Source organism: Pseudomonas wadenswilerensis (assembly GCF_024749185.1).
GTDB classification, from domain to species: domain Bacteria; phylum Pseudomonadota; class Gammaproteobacteria; order Pseudomonadales; family Pseudomonadaceae; genus Aquipseudomonas; species Aquipseudomonas wadenswilerensis.
On sequence record NZ_CP087191.1, the window covers coordinates 2,844,323 to 2,860,065 of the forward strand.

A 15,743-nucleotide genomic window follows, 5' to 3' on the forward strand; every position below is an offset into this window, starting at 1 on the left:
GAGATAACGCTTATCGCATTGTGCCCAGGCTACGTTTGGCGAGCAGGGCACGGGCTACCCTGGAGGCCGTTGGCCGGCCGAGTTCGGCACTGATGAACTCACCGGTATCGATCAGTGCCTGAAGATCGACGCCATGGCTCAGGCCCAAGCCGTCGAGCAGGTACACCAGGTCTTCGCTGGCAACGTTGCCCGTGGCACCTGGCGAATACGGGCAACCGCCCAGGCCGGCGACCGAGCTGTCGAAGACCCGGACATCGGCCTCCAGCGCCGCATGGATATTGGCGATCGCCATGCCGTAAGTATCGTGGAAATGCCCGGCCAGCGCGCTCACCGGTACAACCTGGCGACAGGCCTGGATCAGCGCCCTGGTCGCCGCCGGTGTCCCGGTGCCAAGGGTGTCGCCCAGGCTGATTTCGTAGCAGCCCATCCCGAACAGTGAAGCACTGACGGCCGCCACGGCTTCAGGTTTGACCGGGCCTGTGAACGGGCACGCCATGACGCAGGACACGTAGCCGCGCACCCTGACGCCGGCATCGCGGGCGCGCACCATGACCTCCTGGTACTGGCGCAGGCTTTGCGCAATCGAACAGTTGATGTTCTTGTGCGAGAACGCCTCGGAGGCCGCCGCGAACACGGCAACCTCCCGGCAACCTGCCGCTATTGCCGCCTCCAGGCCTTTGAGGTTGGGCACCAGCGCCGTCCAGGTCACACCCGGGCGCACCGGCAATGCCTTGAACACTTCATCGGAACCGGCCATCTGCGGCACCCAGCGAGGCGAAACGAACGCCCCGGCCTCCAGGGTTTGCAACCCGGCGTCGGCCAACCTTTGCAGCAACCGCACCCGGGTCTGCGGCGACAGCGTCAGCGTTTCATTCTGCAGGCCATCCCTGGCGCCGACTTCGACCAGCCGTACAGCGTCCATTACTGCGCCCGCTTGTGCTTGAGCAGTTCAGCCGCTTTGTCGGCGCGCACGTCGCGGGCCTCGACCATCTGCTTGACCAGCCAGTTGACCTCTTCGCCCCGGGCGCCGGCCGATAGGGCAATGTTGCGCGCGTGCAAGGCCATGTGACCACGTTGTATGCCTTCGGTCGACAATGCCCGCAGCGCACCGAGGTTTTGCGCCAGGCCAACGGCTACGGCGATTTCGGCAAGTTCCTGGGCGGTTTTCACCCCGAGAATGCGCAGTGACAGTTGCGCCAGGGGGTGAGTCTTGGTGGCACCGCCAACCAGCCCGACCGGCATGGGCATTTCCAGGGTGCCGACCAGATGCCCCTGGCGATCTTTTTCCCAGGTGGTCAGCGAGCCGTAATGGCCCTGGCGGCAGGCGTAGGCATGGGCGCCGGCTTCCACTGCGCGCCAGTCATTGCCGGTGGCGACGATCAACGGGTCGATGCCATTCATGATGCCCTTGTTGTGGGTGGCGGCGCGGTAGGGATCGACCACGGCGAAGTTGTAGGCATCGAGGATGCCTTCGATGACTTCCTCGCCCTTGTAGGCGGCGGTGGTCAGCAGTTCAGGGGCGATGCGCACCTGTGCCCGGGCCAGGCGCAGGTCGGCCAGGTTGGAGAGGATGCGCAGGCGTACCGTGCCGCCGGTGATTTCCTCCAGCAACGGCGCCACCGCTTCGGCCATGGTGTTGACGGTGTTGGCACCCATGGCGTCGCGCACATCGACAATCAGGTGGGCGACCAGCATCGGCCCGCGTGGGCTCTGGGCGAAGGTATGCACTTCGATGTCACGGCAGCCGCCGCCGAGCGTGTTGAGCAACTGGTCCTTGCGGTTGGCCAGCTCGATGATCTGGTCTTTGCGGCGCAGCAGGCTCAGGCGGGCACTGAAGGGGTCGTCGATATCGACGATCTGTACCTGGGCACGCATCAACGGCAGCGAGCTGGAGGTCTGGAAGCCCCCGGCGTCGCGCGCCAGCTTAGCCATGAACGAGGCCGCGGCGACCACCGAAGGCTCTTCCACCACCAGCGGCACGATGACGTCGCGGCCATTGATCTGGAAGTTGCTGGCCACCGCGTAGGGCAATTCGAATGTACCGAGCACGTTTTCGATCATGCCGTCGGCGATTTCCAGCGGCAACGCGCCGGCATCGCTCAGCAGGGCAACGTCCTCCTGAGGAAGGCCAAGCACCTCTTGCAAGTGGCTCAGGCGTTCAGTGGGCGACATGGCACGGAACATGGGCAGGCGGGAGTCGATGCTCATGGGGAGGGCTCTCTTGCAGTTATTGTTGTGAGTTGGCGCCACCCTAGTCCGATCTGTTCCGGCAAAGAAGGTACAGTTTGGACAGACAGTACCTAAGCTGTACCCTCTGTGAACCAACGCATTCAGGACTCCCGACCATGGCGCGGCTGACCCTCGCAGAGCAACTGGCAGCATCCTTGGTCGAGCAGATCGGCAACGGCACCTACCGCGTCGGCGAGCGCTTGCCGTCACTGCGCGAGTGCATGCGCTTGTTCGGCCATTCGAAAAACACCGTGATCAACGCCTATGAAGCGCTGGCTGCCCAAGGCCTGGTTGAAGCGCGACACGGGCAGGGCTTCTTCGTCAAACAAGGCGCGCCGAGCAGCAACGAGGCGGAAGAGCCACTGCCTTACGAGCGGGCGATGGACACCATCTGGCTGATGCGTCAGCAGTTCGTCCGCGAGCCCGGTCATTCACCGCTGGGGGAGGGCTTCCCCCCGGTCGAATGGTTGAAGGACATGCGCCTGGACAAGTTCACCCGGCAAATCATGCGCACCGGGGTGACCACGCTGTTCCGCTATGGCAACCGGTTGGGCAACGCCAGCCTGCGCCAGCACCTGGTGCAGAAGCTGGCCAGCTATGCGATCACCGCCAGCCCCCGGCAAATCGTCACCACCCATGGCGCCAACCACGCCCTGGACCTGATCATCCGCCGCTTCATTGCCCCGGGCGACAGCGTGCTGGTCGAAGACCCTGGTTACTACCCGCTGTTCGGCAAGCTGCAACTGCAAGGCGCGCGGATGCTCGCGGTACCCCGACTGGCGGACGGCCCGGACCTCGAGGTGCTGGAGCAACACCTGCGGGTGCATAAGCCCAAGCTGTTTTTCATTCAGTCCGTTGGCCACAACCCGACCGGCTCCGATATTTCCCCCGGCAAGGCGCATCGGCTGGTGCAGTTGGCCGAAGAGCACAACTTCATTCTGGTGGACGACGATGCCCTGGCCGATTTCAAGCCGGCCTCGGCGATCAAGGTATCGGCGCTGGATCAATTGCAGCGCTCGCTGTACGTCGGCAGTTTTTCCAAGTCTGTTTCAGCGGCCTTGCGGGTCGGCTTTATCGCCGGCAGCAAGGAGGTCATTGATGAACTGGGCGATCTGAAGATGCTCCTGCACACCAGCACCTCGGAGCTGTGCGAACGCACCGTCGACGTGATCCTCACCGAAGGCCACTTTCTGCGGCATGTGCTCCGCCTTCAGGAACGCTTGAAAGCGGCCACCACGGCCGGCTTGCAGATGCTCGACGAGATCGGTGCCGAGGTGTTTGCGAGACCGGAGCAGAGCCTGTATCTGTGGGTCAGGTTTCCAAGGGTAGATGACGCCAGGGAGCTGACCCGGCAGTTGCTGCCCAAGGGCTTCATGATTGCGCCGGGGCATATTTTTTCGCCGGAGCAGGCCCGGGTGAATCCGTGGACGCGGTTGAACGTGGCGTACTTGAATGATGCCTTGCTCAAGGCGGTATTGAGCGAGTGAGCGGGGCGCCACTCGCGTTGGTGAAATAGTGGCAATTCGGTATCATTGGCGGCTTCGTTCAATAAGGAAGAACAATGCGTCCGTCGTTTTCACTGTCGTCCCTGAAACTGCCTGTTGTCTTGCTGATGACGGGCTTGATCAGCGCATGCTCCAACTATCACTACAAGCACTACCAGGCTGATTGGGCGCCGGAGTCCATGACCCCGTATGACGTGTCCAACAAGGCGGTCGATGCGCCTGAAGTGTATTTCGCAACCGTACGCTACCGGGCACTCGGCGTGCCTTATCATCGCCTGCTACTGGTGACGCATGTAGATGACCAGTTGCTCGAAGGCGCAGGGCGCCGCTCGATTCTCGACGTCTCCGGCCAGCAGGCGCTGCGGCTGACACCAGGCAAACACTCCCTGACCTGGTGCTGGGCATCGATGAACGCGCTGGGCACCGGCGGGGCCAAGTGCGGGCTTACTGCCCGCGATGTCGAGTTCCGCGCCGGCCAGCGCTACATCGTCGACTTTTCGACCCGCGAGAGCATCAACGGCTATCCGGGGCGTGAGACCATGACCATCAGCATCGACTCCGAGATTCGAAACCTGGATACCCGGGAAGTCGTCTACCCGCCGCAGGGTGTCGGCAAGGTCATCAAGAGCCTGGAACAAGGCTGAATTCGTCGCAGCCATGCAACGCAGGTAGCCAGGCATCCGCAATCAGGCGCCAGCCCCGGTGAACACGGGGGGGCGCCGCTCCAGGAAAGCCTCGACCCCTTCACGCAGGTCACTGCTCTCGCAGGCCTGGCGGCGCAGTTCGGCGATGCGCTCCATCGCCTCCACCGGCATCGGCTGCAGGTCTTCCAGTATCCGCAGTTGTTCCTTGACCGCCTGCACCGCAAGCGGCGCCTTGGCGGCGATCTGCACGGCCATTGCAAGGGCCACGTCATCGAGTTGCTCAGGGCTGGTCAGGCGATTGATCACGCCAAACTGCAGGGCGCGGTCGGCATCGAGCGGGGACGCGCAGAAGAACATCTCCTTGAGCACATGAATCGGCAGGTTGTGCATGAAGCGCAGCAGCCCGCTGGTGGTGTAAGGCACGCCCAGATTCGACGGGGTCATGGTGAAACTGGCGCTACGGTCTGCCACCACCAGGTCACAACTCATCACCAGATCGACCGCTGCGCCCCAGACGCTGCCAGACACCTTGGCGATGACCACGCCCGGATAAGCACGCACCCGTCGCAGCAAGCGGTCCAGGGGTTTGCCATGAGCCAGGGGATCGCGTTCCGCCAAAACCTCGGTGATGTCGTGCCCGGCGCTCCAGACGCCCTGCAGCGGATCGCAGCCGAGGATGACAACCGCGATGCGCTGTTCAGCGAAGCTGACTAACTGCTGATCCAGTGCCGTCAGCAATTCGCAACTGAGCGCATTGCGGCAGCCGGGATTCGACATCGCTATGGTGCCGACCCGCCCCTGGAGAACACTGACCGACAGTAACGGCGACACATCATTCTGACTCATTGCAGCTCCCTTCCTTTGCGCCCCTGATATCCGGCACTCAGGACTATAGTGAGTATTCTCATAGCCATGAAATATGTTATTCCTTGGCCCCGATCTGTTTTACTTATGAACCTCGCCGAGCCGCCCTATGGACCTTCGACAGTTACGCTACTTCGTCAGGGTTGTTGAACACGGCAATGTCACCCGCGCCAGCGAAGCCCTGCATATTGCCCAGCCGGCGGTGAGTCAGCAGATCCGCAGCCTCGAGCAGGACCTGGGCATGCAGTTGCTGACCCGCAGCGTGCATGGCGTCAAGCCGACTGCCGCCGGCCAGACCCTCTACCGCCATGCCCTGGACCTGTTGCGCCAGGCCGACAGCACCCGCGAGCTGCTGCGCCAGGACGCCGAAACCCCTCAAGGCAAGGTGTCGGTGGCCATGCCGTCGAGCACGTCACGGCTGGTCGCCATTCCCCTGGCGCGAATGATCCGTGATCGCTACCCGGGGATCATGCTCGAACTGATCGAAGCCCCCAGCGCCGACCTGCCGGGGCTGCTGAGCAACAGACGGGTGGCCCTGGCGGTGGTCACCGATGCGGTCGAAACGCCCAGTCTGGCCTTGCAGCCGTTGCTTACCGAAGAGCTTTACCTGATGGTCTGGCCCGAGTTCGCCCTGAGCTCGAACAAAGTCTCGATTGCCGAGCTGGCGCAGATGCCACTGGTGATGCCCAGTGCGCCCAACTCGATCCGCAGCCGGGTCGAATGGGCGCTGCGCGAACACGGGCGCCCCTGCGAGATCCTCTTCGAAGCCAGCTCGACCTCGCTCCTGTTTGCCGCGGTGATGGCCCGGCTTGGGGTTACCGTATTGCCGTGGTCTGCCGCGTACCTGGAACTGCGTGAACACAAGCTCAAAATGGCCAAGGTCGATCACCCGCAGTTCACCCGCGAGCTGTCATTGTCCTGGCATCGCGTCGATGTCATGAGCAATGCCGTGCAGAAGGTCAAAGCCGCGATCATCGAGCTGACTGGCGAACTGCGCCAGCGCCCCGAGTGGGCCCGGCAAGATGACCAGCCCCGGCCCCACTGATCACAGCACGCCGGGGACCACCAGGGTCAACCAGGCGACACAGGGCCCCAGCAAGGCAATCACAGCGCTGTAGACCAGCAAGCTGCGCAGCACTTTTTCCCGCTGCTCCTGGGGGGTGTTGGCCACCACCAATGCGCCATTGGTGGAGAACGGGCTGGTGTCGACAATGGTGGTTGAAATAGCGATGGCCGCGACCACGCCGATGGCGCTGATCTCGCCCTTGCTCAGGAACGGCACGGCCAGGGGAATGATCACCCCGAGCAGCGCCGTGGACGAGGCGAACGACGAGACGATCGCGGCGGTGACGCACAGCAGCAAGGCCACCAGCAGCGGCTGGCCCAGGCTGGAGATGCCATGGGCGACATAGTCGATGGTGCCGATGGTCTGCATCACCCCGATGTAGGTGATGATCCCGGTGATCAGCAGCACGGTCGACCAGCTCACCTTGTCGATGGCCGCCTTCTGCGCCTTGGGCGCGATCATGGCCAGGACCACCGCGACCGTCATCGCCACCAGCCCGACATTGAACTTGAAGACCAGCGCCGAAACCCCCAGGACCAGCAAGCCGACCAGCGTCGACAGCTTGGCCCAGTCCAGGTCATTGACCGCTTGCAGCGGCGCCCCGGCACCGGTCAGGCCGGTGCGGTGGTACGCCGGGGAAGCCGGTGTGCCGCCATGGCCGAGAATCGCCAGGGATGCGCCGGCGACATGCAGGTCGGGCCCCGGGCCGACCGCCACCAGCGCCAGGCGTGCGCTGCGCAGCCCGCCAAAAGCGACGAAGACCACCATGGCGATGCCCAGATTGAACAGCAGGCTGGTGATGAACAAGGTGATCGGCGCATAGGGCAGGCCAGAGGAGGCAACGATCTGATTGGTGATGCCACCGAATATACTCACCGGCGAGAAACTGCCGCCCTGCGCACCGTGAATCACCATCAGCCCCATGAGCACGGGATTGATGCGGTACTGCACGGCAAAGTTGAGGGCAATCGGCGCAAGGATGGCCGCCACTGCCGGGCTCAGGGCGCCGAAACCGGTGAGCAGCGCCGCCACCACGAACATGACCCAGGGTATCCAGGCCACATGGCCGCGAACCAACAGCACCGCGCGCTCGATCAGCCAGTCGATGGTGCCGTTGTTCTGGGCGATGCCGAACAGGTAAGTGACGCCGACCAGGGTTAGAAACAGGTCACTGGGAAAGCCGGCGAAGATGGTCGCCGGGGCCATCTCCAGGAGCAGCGAACCGACCACAAAGGCCGCGGCGAAGGCCAGCGCGCCCATGTTGATGGGCAGGATGCTGGCGATGCCGAAGATGATCACCAGGACGATGATCGAGAGCATTTCATTGTTCATTTCAACCTGACTCCCCGCGTTTGGACGGCCCCGCAGAGACCGTCCTTGTTGTTATTTTTTCGGGTTTTTTGCTGGCCGGTTCAGGCCACGCCAGGTGCGCTGAAGCGATCGCGATAAGCGTCGCGCAGCAGGTTCTTTTGCACCTTGCCCATGGTGTTGCGCGGCAGCTCATCAACGAAGATGATCGCCTTGGGTTGCTTGTAGCGCGCCAGGCGCTCTTGCAATGCGTCCAGCAGCGCCTGCGCCTGCAGCCTGGTGCCCGGCTTGCAGACCACCACAGCGGTGACGGCCTCGCCAAAGTCACTGTGCGGCACGCCGATCACTGCGCTTTCGGCCACGCCCTGGAGCTGGTCGATCTCGGTTTCGATCTCCTTGGGGTAGATGTTGTAGCCGCCGGAGATGACCAGGTCCTTGCTGCGCCCGACAATGTGCAGGTAACCCTTGGCATCGATTTTCCCCAGGTCGCCGCTGACGAAGTAGCCATCGCCACGAAACTCGTCGGCAGTCTTCTGCGCCATGCGCCAGTAGCCCTTGAACACATTGGGGCCTTGGATTTCGATCATCCCGACCTGGTCGACAGCCAGCGGCTCACCCGTAGCCGGGTCGGTAATACGGATCGACACGCCCGGTAACGGCATACCCACCGTATTGGCGATGCGCTCGCCGACATAGGGATTGGACGTGTTCATCAAGGTCTCGGTCATGCCGTAACGCTCAAGGATCGCGTGTCCGGTACGGCTGAAAAACGCGCCGTGGGTTTCCGCTAACAGCGGCGCCGAACCGGAGATGAACAGCCTCATTCGCGCGGTACTCTGCCGATCCAGGCCCGGATGCTGCAGAAGGCGGACGTAGAAGGTCGGAACCCCCATCATCACCGTCGAGCGTTGCATCAGCGCAGTGATTTCGAGCGGATCGAAGCGTGAGACGAAGCACATCGAGGCACCGGCCAGCATTGCGGTGTGAGTGGCCACGAACAGGCCATGGGCATGGAAGATCGGGAGTGCGTGAATCAGCCGGTCATCGGCGCTGAAGCGCCAGGCATCACACAAGGTACGGGCATTGGAGAGCAGGTTGCCATGGCTGAGCATGGCGCCTTTGGCGCGGCCCGTAGTGCCGGAGGTGTAGAGAATGGCTGCCAGGTCGTCGCTGGCACGAGGCACCGCCTCGAACTCGGTCGCGGCCATGTTGACCCGTTCGCTCAAGCTGCCTTGCCCCTGTTCAGCGAGGGTCTGCAGCGTAGCGCCATGCTCCAAGGCGATTGCCGACAGTGCATGCAGCGCCTGGGGGCGGATGACAAAGACCCGTGGCGTCGCATCGCCGAGGAAATAATCGAGCTCGGCTGGCGTGTAGGCCGTGTTGAGCGGCAGGTAGACCGCGCCGCAGCGCAACGTGCCCAGGTACAGCATCAGCGCATCGACGCTTTTATCGACCTGCACTGCCACCCGGTCACCCGGCAGTACACCGAGGCTACGCAAGGCGTTGGCAAATTGAGCGGAGCGCGCGAATGCCTGGCCATAAGTGAGTGGTTCGCCGGTGGGGGATTCCAGCAGCAGCGCAGCCGCCGGCGCGGACCTGAACAGGGCGTGGAACAGATTGCCGTCCATTAGGTGCATCCTCTTTCTTGTCGTTTTATTGAGTGTTGCGAGGTCAGCCGGCTATGGGGGCAGTGTATGAGGGCGTTCGAGAACTGAACAATATGAAATTCATTGGTCGCCATAGGAAGGGCTTATGGCAGTGGCTTGCTGATGCGCGCAGATCACTGTCGATTTGTCGGTGGAGACGTCGTGGTCGTCGGCTTAAGATCTTCAGGCCTGCACGTGTCTATCCCTCATCCAGGTCAAGGCCAATAGTCTATGAGCGCTTACAATAACCCGCTTCCGCCAAGACCCGAGATGGTCAGAGCGATGCTTGGCAGCGACAGCGCCTATGAAGGGGTGTTTTTTACCGCGGTGAAAACCACCGGGATCTTTTGCCGCCCGACCTGTGGCGCGCGCAAGCCAAAGCCTGAAAACGTCGAGTTTTTTGCCCAGGCGAACGAGGCCATGGCCGCCGGCTATCGGCCATGCTTGCGATGCAAGCCTTTGGACCTGGCCGCGTCGGCGCCAGAGTGGGTCAGGGGGCTACTCGCCGCTGTGTCGGCATCGCCTGATGTTCGCTGGAGCGATGCTGAACTCATGCAGCGTGGTATCGACCCCCTGCGCTTACGCAGGTGGTTCAAACAAAATTTTGGCATGACCTTTCACGCCTGGCTCCGTTCTCGCCGGCTGGGCATAGCGTTAGGCCGTATTGTCGTGGGAGAAACCTTGGATGACACCGCGTTTGATTCAGGGTACGAATCACTCAGCGGTTTCAGGGATGCGTTCAAAAAAACCTTTCAAATTACCCCTGGCAAAGCGAGCGAGACGTCGCTCCTGCTTTACCGTCACCTGACCACGCCCTTGGGCCCGATGATTGCCATGGCGGAGGAACGAGGCCTGGTGTTACTTGAGTTTCTAGACCGCCCGGCGCTCACCGCTGAACTCGATGAATTACGCCTGCGCTATGGGTATTCGATTGCGCCGGGCGAACATCGCCATATTGAGCAGATAGACCTACAGCTCAAACAATACTTTGATGGAAAACTGAGAAATTTCTCGGTGCCCCTGCACATGCCAGGCAGTTCTTTCGAGCGGCTTATCTGGGGAGCGCTATTAACAATCGACTATGGGACGACCTCGACCTATGGTGCCATCGCTCGGCGCGTCGGAAAGCCGGGTGCAAGCCAAGCGGTAGGCAACGCAAACGGGCATAACCGTTTATCCATCGTAGTTCCCTGCCATCGTGTGCTGGCGAGCAATGGTGCGCTCGCCGGATATGGCGGAGGCCAGCCACGCAAAGAATTTCTGCTGCGTCTGGAAAAAGCGGCCTTGCAGATGACGCAGCAGCAAGCCTTGCCATTGGCCTAGCGGCTGGTCACAGATGACGCTGCTGGGCTATGCCCTCACTCGACGTGCGCAGCGCCAGTGAAACGCATGGACGGCAAGCGCCTCTGCCAGCCCAGGGTCATCAGTGCCAGCAGCGCTGCGACGAGCCCGACCCAGGCGAGGCTGGCCAGTCCCCAACGGCTCAAGGCGACAGCCCCGAGCATCGAGCCTAAAACAACACCTGCGTTAAAGGCTGCGATGTTGAGGCCGGAGGCCACGTCCAGCGCCTGCGGTCGATGGCGGCGGGCCAGGCTCAGGATGCGCGCTTGCAAGGGCGGAATAGCGCCATAAGTGGTCAGGCCGAGCGCCATGACCAATACCAGCATGAGCAGAAAACTGTCTTGCGCCATCCCGATCAATGCCAGCACCAGGGCTATGCCAGCCAGCACCCAGAACGAGGCACGGTCCATGCCGATACGATCGCTCATGCGCCCGCCGACCATATTGCCAACCGCCGCACCCAGGCCATACGCCAGCAAGACTGCACTGATACGACGAGTATCGGCATGCGTCACCTGTAACAGCAATGGCGTAATGTAGGTGTAGAGCGAGAAAGAGCCGGTGTAGGACAACAGCGGCAAGCTGGCGCCTGCCAGCAAACGGCGGTCGAGCAACACGGACAATTGGCGCCGGCCTGGGTTGTCGCCGGTGATATCGCCTGCACCTGCCGGCATCCAGCAGGCCACACCCAGCGCCCCCACCAGCCCGCAAAGCGCAATCAGGGCGAATACCCACTGCCAAGGCAAGACGCTGCCTAGCCACGTGCCTGCCGGTACCCCCAACGCCATCGCGACGGTCACACCGCCGAATACCAGCGACAACGCCGCCCCGGCACGTTCCGGGGCCACAAGCCGCGTCGCCACGCTGGACGCCACGGCGAAGAACACACCGTGCGCCAACCCCGACAACAAGCGGGCCGCCAACAGTTGCGGCAGCTGCGTAGCCAGCGCCGCTATCACGTTGCCCACAGTGAAAATCAGCATCGCGGCTACCAGCAGGCGCTTACGAGGCCAGCCTGCAGCCATGGCCGTCAGGACCGGCGCACCGATCACCACACCCGCCGCATATAGCGTCACTGCCAGCCCGATCTGCGCCGTGCCAGCCTCCAGGCTGCTGGCCAGCGAAGCGGCAAGACCAATACTGATGAACTCGGTAAATCCGATAGCAAACGCGCAAAGGGTAAAAATGTAGATGGCGACAGGCATGTAGTGACTCCAGGGCAGGCTTCATCGCCGGTAAGGCACGAAGGTGATGACTCAGCCGCCATTCTGGGAAACCTGAACTTATCCAAAAAGGAGTAGATTGGTGAAACATTTGTGATGATCTGGAACAAATAGCAATGCGCAACATGGATGATTTGGCGGTATTCCTTAAAGTCGTGGATTGCGCTGGTTTCTCTGCAGCCGCGCGGATGATGGACCTTGCACCTGCCACGGTGAGCAAGCAGATTGCACGGCTGGAGCAGGAGCTGGGCGCTCGATTGTTCGAGCGAAGTACACGCCAGTTGCGCATCACCGACGAAGGTCGAGCCGTCGCCGAACGCGTTCGTCCAGCCCTGGCGTTACTGGCTGAGGCTGCCGAAGTCGCCAGGCAAGGCGTGCAGACGCTCACCGGAACGATACGTCTGACGGCGCCTGTCCCCCTCGGTTCGCGCTATGTGGCACCAGCGATCGCCCTGTTCCGTGAGCAGCACCCGCAGGTAGGATTTGACCTGCGATTAAGCGATCACGTCGTCGACCTTTACGATAGCGACCTCGACCTGGCCGTGCGGGTTGGCGCACTGGCCAGCTCGCGCCTCATCAGCCGCCGGCTCGCTGAAAGCCGGCGCATCCTGGTGGCAGCACCCAGCTACCTCCGGCAGATGGGATTGCCTGCCGGCCCAGGCGAGCTACACCAGCATCGCTGCCTGTTGTTCTCCTACCCAGGCCTTCGGCAAAACCACTGGACGCTCCGGCACGAAGGTCCAGGCGGCGACACCGAGCTCGTTGAGGTTTCGGGCGAGTTGCGCAGCGACAACGGCGACGCACTCAGGGCTTGGAGCAGAGCCGGGCTGGGGATCTCGTTGCGCGAGACCTGGGACGTCGCCGACGAACTGCGCAGCGGTGAGTTGGTACGTGTGCTCCCAGAATGGGAGGAACCGGCGGTGCCGATTCAGGCAGTCCGTGTGCAACGCTCGTTAGTCCCGCGCAGGGTCAGCGCGTTCGTGGACTTTCTCGCCAGTCATTGGTGTTCACCACCTTGGGAGCACTAGGCCTGACCCGGGTTGCCCGCTCATTGACAATGAAGCTTCCGTGAATCTATCTTTCATTCAATAGATTAATTGAATGAAAGATAAGACCGATGATGGGCTACCGATTCACCAAGCGCCATCAGGTCCGGGGAGCCGAATACCATGTGGGATGAATACTACGCCAGCGATGAATACATCTATGGGACAGCGCCGAATGCGTTCCTGGCGGAGCACGCGGGCCTGCTTGCGGGACCTGTGCTCAGCGTGGCCGAAGGGGAAGGGCGGAACGCTGCTTTCCTGGCCTCGATCGGGCTCGATGTGCTGGGCGTGGACAGTTCCGCCGTTGGCCTTGCCAAGGCGCACAAACTCGCCGCATTGAAAGGCGTAGCGATCCGCACCGAGATTGCCGATTTTGCCGCCTACATGCCGCCGGAAGGGGCGTTTGGCGCGGTCGTCTCGATCTTCGCCCACATGCCCAGCCGCGTGCGTAAAAGGTTGCACGGCTTGGCAGCACAGGCGCTGCGCCCGGGTGGAATCATCCTGCTTGAGGCCTACAGCAAAGCGCAACTAACACGGGATACGGGCGGCCCGGATGATCTGGACATGCTGATGGCTGGCTCGGAGATAGAGCAGGAATTCCCTCAGTGTAACGTGCTGTTGTCCCGGGAAATCGAGCGAGATGTGATCGAAGGAACCTTCCATACCGGGCTCGCCTGCGTGGTGCAATTCATTGCAAGAAGACGATAGGCCGAGCACGCTCAACGTTCGGGAAAATGCCGTCAGGCAATCTGCTGGAGGATGCCTAGCAACCGGTCGAGGGCAGGATCGATGTCCAGTGTGTCGATGCCGCCGAACCCCAGTAACAGGCCTGACCGTATTGGCGCCTGGTAGTAGAACGCGTCGATCGGGTAAACACCGACCTCGACTTTGCGGGCCAGCTCTGTGAGCAGGCGGGTATCGACGGGCACCTTGAACAGCGCCCCGATATGGAACCCGGCGGTGTTGGCGATCGGCTCCAGCCAGGCGGCCAGGTCGCCGTTCAGACGGTTGAGCAAGCGCGTTCGGCGACCGGCATAAATGGCGTGGCAACGACGGATATGCTTGTGCAGTTCGCCATCGGCGATGAACTTGGCCAGGGCCCATTGGGTGAGCGACGACGTATGCCAGTCGCTGACCTGCTTGGCCCTGATCACGGCGTCGATGAGCGAGCCTGGCAACACCGCATAGCCCAGGCGCATCTCCGGAAAGGTGGTCTTGGAAAACGTGCCAACGAAGGCCACCAGGCCATCCTGGTCCATGCTCTGCAAGCAATCGGTGGGCCGGCCCTCGAAGCGGAACTCGCTGTCGTAGTCGTCTTCGATGATAACCGCGCCCAGTGCCTTGGCACGTCGCAACAAAGCCTGTCGGCGCGCGGTGGTCATCGGCATGCCCAGGGGATACTGGTGCGCAGGGGTCACGTAGATCAACCGGGTGTTGTCGGGAATGAGGTCGACGCAGATGCCCTGGTGGTCAACAGGCACGCCGACCACGGTGGCACCCAGGGATGAAAACAGCTGGCGGGCAGGGGGGTAGCCGGGATCTTCGACAGCAACAATGCTACCCGGCTCGAGAACAACCCTGGAGATCAGGTCCAACGCCTGTTGCGTGCCGTTGCAGACCACCACATCGTGGTCCTGGCAAATCACCCCGCGAGAAAACGAAATGTGCTGGGCAATCGCGCTGCGCAGTGCCGGCAAGCCTTCGGCATGGCTGTAGAAACCGGGCGAGCGCTGCATCTGACGCAAGCCGTGCTGCACGCAGCGACGCCATTCGTCCTGGGGGAACTGCCCTTTGCTGGTGGCGCCGCCGATAAACTCGTAGCGCAGGGTGCCTTCCAGGGTCGGCGTGGGTATGGGCGCCGGCAGGTTGCGCCAGCGGTTGATCTGCGCCTCGCACGCCAACCCCATGGCACTGGCGTGACGTGGATGGGCGACGGGGCGAGCATTGACGAAGGTGCCTTTGCCGACCCGACCAATCAGAAAATTCTCGTATGTCAGCTGTGTGTAGATGTCGGAAATGGTCTTGCGAGAAATACCGAGTTGCTCGGCCAGCAGGCGGGTCGGCGGCAACTGCGTGCCTGCTGCCAGGCGACCGCTCTCGATCGCGCTGCGCAGTTGATTGTACAACTGCCCCGCGAGATCCTTTCGGCCCTTGATGACAACATGAAGTTCCATACTGCTCCCTGTAAGGGTATTTATTAACTTGGCGGCCATTGGTCTACGGAAAATAAATGCCAATGGTCTTCGACTTCACCCTGCGGGCGACCTAGCATGGTCTGCGGATCGGGGTTCCAAGGTGCAGGGAGCACATTGCCGTGGGGACTCGGTCTGCAATAGCTGTCGGTGTTGGCAATGATTTCAAGTGGCTGAAAGTTTCTTGATGTTTTGCCTCGACGACAGTCTCCCTTGAACCGTGAATATTATCCGGTGGGTTATTCCGGCACGCTATCGGGTTTTATTCGCGTGATTTGACTTTAGGACTCGGCGGATTTCGCGAGTCCTTTTTTTTTCTGAACATTCGAGGGTCAAAAAATACCCCCGCCTGCACCACGGGGGCCTGTCAGCACAGCGGCCTCAACCGCGCTCGGACGGGTCACCCTCCTCGGACTTCACGGTGTTGCGAACATCATTTCCGGCGCTCTCGCCCTCGGATTTGACGGTATTGCCAATATTGTTCTCAGCGTTCTGCTGATCGCCAGGCAGGGCCTGCGCGCGTACCGCCATCCGTTCTATCAGACGATCACTGCCCCCTTCGGCAAAGGCGATGTTATGGATAGCGAATACGAGCAGTGCGCCAAGCGTCAGAATGTTTTTCATAAAATTCCCCTGATGGAAAGTCCGTCGAAAGTGATGGCTTCAGGTTCAGGATAAA

At 61.8% G+C, this 15,743-nt stretch carries 14 protein-coding genes; 6 read left to right on the forward strand and 8 right to left on the reverse strand.

Going from position 1 to position 15,743, the window contains the following annotated elements; all coding sequences use genetic code 11:
* Window positions 1–10 precede the first annotated feature (10 nt).
* Both LOY45_RS13060 and LOY45_RS13065 read right to left on the reverse strand, forming a co-directional pair.
* The gene (locus tag LOY45_RS13060) at window positions 11–922 is read right to left on the reverse strand and encodes a hydroxymethylglutaryl-CoA lyase (RefSeq protein ID WP_115089553.1); all 912 of its coding nucleotides are present in this window, start codon (window positions 920–922) and stop codon (window positions 11–13) included.
* On the reverse strand, window positions 922–2,208 hold the full coding sequence (locus tag LOY45_RS13065) for a hydroxymethylglutaryl-CoA reductase, degradative (protein WP_258579256.1): 1,287 nt from the start codon (window positions 2,206–2,208) through the stop codon (window positions 922–924). Before LOY45_RS13065 ends, LOY45_RS13060 begins: the two co-directional genes overlap by 1 nt.
* A 137-nt stretch (window positions 2,209–2,345) precedes the next feature.
* Here LOY45_RS13065 and LOY45_RS13070 point away from each other — a divergent pair, with 137 nt between their 5' ends.
* Entirely contained in the window at window positions 2,346–3,716 is a 1,371-nt protein-coding gene (locus tag LOY45_RS13070) for an aminotransferase-like domain-containing protein (protein ID WP_115089555.1), read from the forward strand.
* Between the two features lie 74 nt (window positions 3,717–3,790).
* Window positions 3,791–4,378, forward strand: coding sequence for a hypothetical protein (locus LOY45_RS13075; RefSeq protein WP_115089556.1), 588 nt, complete (start codon window positions 3,791–3,793; stop codon window positions 4,376–4,378).
* Between the two features lie 42 nt (window positions 4,379–4,420).
* Here the strand turns inward: LOY45_RS13075 and scpB are convergent, their stop codons facing one another.
* On the reverse strand, window positions 4,421–5,224 hold the full coding sequence (gene scpB / locus LOY45_RS13080) for a methylmalonyl-CoA decarboxylase (RefSeq protein WP_258579257.1): 804 nt from the start codon (window positions 5,222–5,224) through the stop codon (window positions 4,421–4,423).
* Between the two features lie 127 nt (window positions 5,225–5,351).
* On the opposite strand from scpB, the gene LOY45_RS13085 reads away from it, so the two are divergent.
* The gene (locus LOY45_RS13085; protein WP_258579258.1) at window positions 5,352–6,287 is read left to right on the forward strand and encodes a LysR substrate-binding domain-containing protein; all 936 of its coding nucleotides are present in this window, start codon (window positions 5,352–5,354) and stop codon (window positions 6,285–6,287) included.
* Here the strand turns inward: LOY45_RS13085 and LOY45_RS13090 are convergent, their stop codons facing one another.
* On the reverse strand, window positions 6,288–7,640 hold the full coding sequence (locus tag LOY45_RS13090) for an SLC13 family permease (protein ID WP_134062658.1): 1,353 nt from the start codon (window positions 7,638–7,640) through the stop codon (window positions 6,288–6,290). It abuts the gene before it with no gap.
* Window positions 7,641–7,720: 80 nt separating this feature from the next.
* On the reverse strand, window positions 7,721–9,244 hold the full coding sequence (locus tag LOY45_RS13095; protein ID WP_258579259.1) for a malonate--CoA ligase: 1,524 nt from the start codon (window positions 9,242–9,244) through the stop codon (window positions 7,721–7,723).
* Window positions 9,245–9,493: 249 nt separating this feature from the next.
* Here LOY45_RS13095 and LOY45_RS13100 point away from each other — a divergent pair, with 249 nt between their 5' ends.
* Window positions 9,494–10,585, forward strand: coding sequence for a bifunctional transcriptional activator/DNA repair enzyme AdaA (locus LOY45_RS13100; protein ID WP_258579260.1), 1,092 nt, complete (start codon window positions 9,494–9,496; stop codon window positions 10,583–10,585).
* 35 nt (window positions 10,586–10,620) lie between these two features.
* Here the strand turns inward: LOY45_RS13100 and LOY45_RS13105 are convergent, their stop codons facing one another.
* Window positions 10,621–11,808, reverse strand: coding sequence for an MFS transporter (locus LOY45_RS13105; protein WP_258579261.1), 1,188 nt, complete (start codon window positions 11,806–11,808; stop codon window positions 10,621–10,623).
* Between the two features lie 134 nt (window positions 11,809–11,942).
* On the opposite strand from LOY45_RS13105, the gene LOY45_RS13110 reads away from it, so the two are divergent.
* Together LOY45_RS13110 and LOY45_RS13115 are read left to right on the forward strand one after the other, a co-directional pair.
* Window positions 11,943–12,854 carry a LysR family transcriptional regulator gene (locus LOY45_RS13110; protein ID WP_177414865.1) on the forward strand — a complete coding sequence of 304 codons (912 nt, stop codon included), beginning with the start codon at window positions 11,943–11,945 and terminating at the stop codon, window positions 12,852–12,854.
* Window positions 12,855–12,995: 141 nt separating this feature from the next.
* The gene (locus tag LOY45_RS13115; protein WP_258579262.1) at window positions 12,996–13,580 is read left to right on the forward strand and encodes an SAM-dependent methyltransferase; all 585 of its coding nucleotides are present in this window, start codon (window positions 12,996–12,998) and stop codon (window positions 13,578–13,580) included.
* 32 nt (window positions 13,581–13,612) lie between these two features.
* Here the strand turns inward: LOY45_RS13115 and pdxR are convergent, their stop codons facing one another.
* Window positions 13,613–15,046, reverse strand: a complete 1,434-nt coding sequence (gene pdxR, locus LOY45_RS13120; RefSeq protein WP_233674389.1) for a MocR-like pyridoxine biosynthesis transcription factor PdxR — start codon at window positions 15,044–15,046, stop codon at window positions 13,613–13,615.
* Window positions 15,047–15,445: 399 nt separating this feature from the next.
* A complete protein-coding gene (locus tag LOY45_RS13125) occupies window positions 15,446–15,688 on the reverse strand; it encodes a DUF2790 domain-containing protein (protein ID WP_115089566.1) in 243 nt (80 codons plus the stop codon).
* Window positions 15,689–15,743 lie beyond the last annotated feature (55 nt).

Coding starts and splice junctions, on each gene's coding strand:
- LOY45_RS13060 (WP_115089553.1), bottom strand. CDS start 922: ATGGACGCTGTACGGCTGGTCGAAGTCGGCGCCAGGGATGGCCTGCAG.
- LOY45_RS13065 (WP_258579256.1), bottom strand. CDS start 2,208: ATGAGCATCGACTCCCGCCTGCCCATGTTCCGTGCCATGTCGCCCACT.
- LOY45_RS13070 (WP_115089555.1), top strand. CDS start 2,346: ATGGCGCGGCTGACCCTCGCAGAGCAACTGGCAGCATCCTTGGTCGAG.
- LOY45_RS13075 (WP_115089556.1), top strand. CDS start 3,791: ATGCGTCCGTCGTTTTCACTGTCGTCCCTGAAACTGCCTGTTGTCTTG.
- scpB (WP_258579257.1), bottom strand. CDS start 5,224: ATGAGTCAGAATGATGTGTCGCCGTTACTGTCGGTCAGTGTTCTCCAG.
- LOY45_RS13085 (WP_258579258.1), top strand. CDS start 5,352: ATGGACCTTCGACAGTTACGCTACTTCGTCAGGGTTGTTGAACACGGC.
- LOY45_RS13090 (WP_134062658.1), bottom strand. CDS start 7,640: ATGAACAATGAAATGCTCTCGATCATCGTCCTGGTGATCATCTTCGGC.
- LOY45_RS13095 (WP_258579259.1), bottom strand. CDS start 9,244: ATGGACGGCAATCTGTTCCACGCCCTGTTCAGGTCCGCGCCGGCGGCT.
- LOY45_RS13100 (WP_258579260.1), top strand. CDS start 9,494: ATGAGCGCTTACAATAACCCGCTTCCGCCAAGACCCGAGATGGTCAGA.
- LOY45_RS13105 (WP_258579261.1), bottom strand. CDS start 11,808: ATGCCTGTCGCCATCTACATTTTTACCCTTTGCGCGTTTGCTATCGGA.
- LOY45_RS13110 (WP_177414865.1), top strand. CDS start 11,943: ATGCGCAACATGGATGATTTGGCGGTATTCCTTAAAGTCGTGGATTGC.
- LOY45_RS13115 (WP_258579262.1), top strand. CDS start 12,996: ATGTGGGATGAATACTACGCCAGCGATGAATACATCTATGGGACAGCG.
- pdxR (WP_233674389.1), bottom strand. CDS start 15,046: ATGGAACTTCATGTTGTCATCAAGGGCCGAAAGGATCTCGCGGGGCAG.
- LOY45_RS13125 (WP_115089566.1), bottom strand. CDS start 15,688: ATGAAAAACATTCTGACGCTTGGCGCACTGCTCGTATTCGCTATCCAT.